The organism is Candidatus Streptomyces philanthi, assembly GCF_059553635.1.
On record NZ_JCANQV010000591.1, the window covers coordinates 1 to 1,472 of the forward strand.

A 1,472-nucleotide genomic window follows, 5' to 3' on the forward strand; every position below is an offset into this window, starting at 1 on the left:
CAATACCGGTAACTTAGGGTGAATCCGGTCGTTGTTGTTGGTATGCCAAGAGCGGGTCAGTTGAAGTCATCTGGTGAGCGTCTGTCGGACCGGGTCGCGGTCGGGGTGCTGACGCAGGCGTTTCCTCGGTCGCTTGTGGACGAGGTGTTGGCGGAGACGGGCCGGGTGCAGCAGCGGACCCGGCTGTTGCCGGCCCGGTTGGTGGTCTACTTCGTGCTGGCGATGTGCCTGTTCTCAGGGCAGAGCTATGAGGAGATCGCCCGGCTGCTGACCGCGGGTTTGCAGGGTGCGCGGCGCTGGCGTGCGTCGTGGGCGGTGCCGAGTACGGCGGCGATCTGGAAGGCCAGGTCCCGGCTGGGTGTGGCGCCGCTGCGGCAGTTGTTCGCGCGGGTGTGCCGTCCGGTCGCCACACCGGACACTCAGGGTGCTTTCTACCGCGGCTGGCGGCTGGCCGCGATCGACGGGACCACGTTCGACCTGCCTGACACGAAGGCGAACGTGGAGGCATTCGGCCGCCCGCCGCGCTCCGGGCGGGGTGAACAGGACGTCGGATGCCCGCAGTTGCGCATGGTCGGTCTGGTGGAGTGCGGCACCCACGCCGTCTTCGATGCCGCGATCGGAGCTCTGCGCACCGGAGAGCAGACTCTGGCCCGGGCGGTCCTGGGGTCCCTGCGGCCGGGGATGATGCTGCTGGCCGACCGTGGCTTCTACTGCGTGGACCTGTGGCGTACAGCTGCGGCCACTGGGGCGGACCTGCTGTGGCGAGTCCGTAAAGACCTGGTGCTGCCCGTGGTCGAGCAGCTGCCGGACGGCTCCTACCTCACGGAGATCTTCGACCGGAGCGACATCCACCACACCCGTCGCGGGGTGCCAGTACGCGCGGTGGAGTACACCATCGCCGGCCACGAGGGCGTCTACCGGCTCATCACCACGATCCTCGACCCGGACAAGGCCCCGGCTGCGGAACTCGCCGCCCTCTACGCCCAGCGATGGGAGTTCGAGTCCACCCTCGACGAAATCAAGACCCACCTTGGCGGGTCACACCTGGTCCTGCGTTCACAGCACCCCGAGGGAGCCGAGCAGGAACTCTACGGCTTCCTGCTCGTCCACCACGCCATCCGGCACCTGATGCACCAGGCCGCACAACAAGCTGACCAGGACCCCGACCGGATCTCCTTCACCCGCTCACTGCGCGTCGTGCGCCGCCAGGTCACCGACCAGGCGGCATTTTCCCCCCGGCAGACTCACCCGCGCCATCAAAACCACCCACGCTGAACTCCTCGAACGCCTCCTGCCACCGCGACGCCGCCGATCTAACCCCCGCGTCATCAAACGTAAAGTCGCCAGCTGGCCCCTCAAACGCGCCGCCCACCGCACTACAGACCGACCACGCGACCCGGCCATCACCATTGTTGATGCCACCAAACCCAAACGGGTCAAGCGAACCAAAACACCCTAAGTTACCGGTATTG

General features: G+C 66.9%; 1 protein-coding gene. It reads left to right on the top strand.

Annotated features, from left to right (window positions below):
- The first annotated feature begins 42 nt into the window (after positions 1-42).
- Positions 43-1,275: an IS4 family transposase gene (locus AC51EU_RS30470; RefSeq protein WP_496270323.1), complete on the top strand. Its 1,233-nt coding sequence runs from the start codon at positions 43-45 to the stop codon at positions 1,273-1,275.
- Positions 1,276-1,472: the final 197 nt, after the last annotated feature.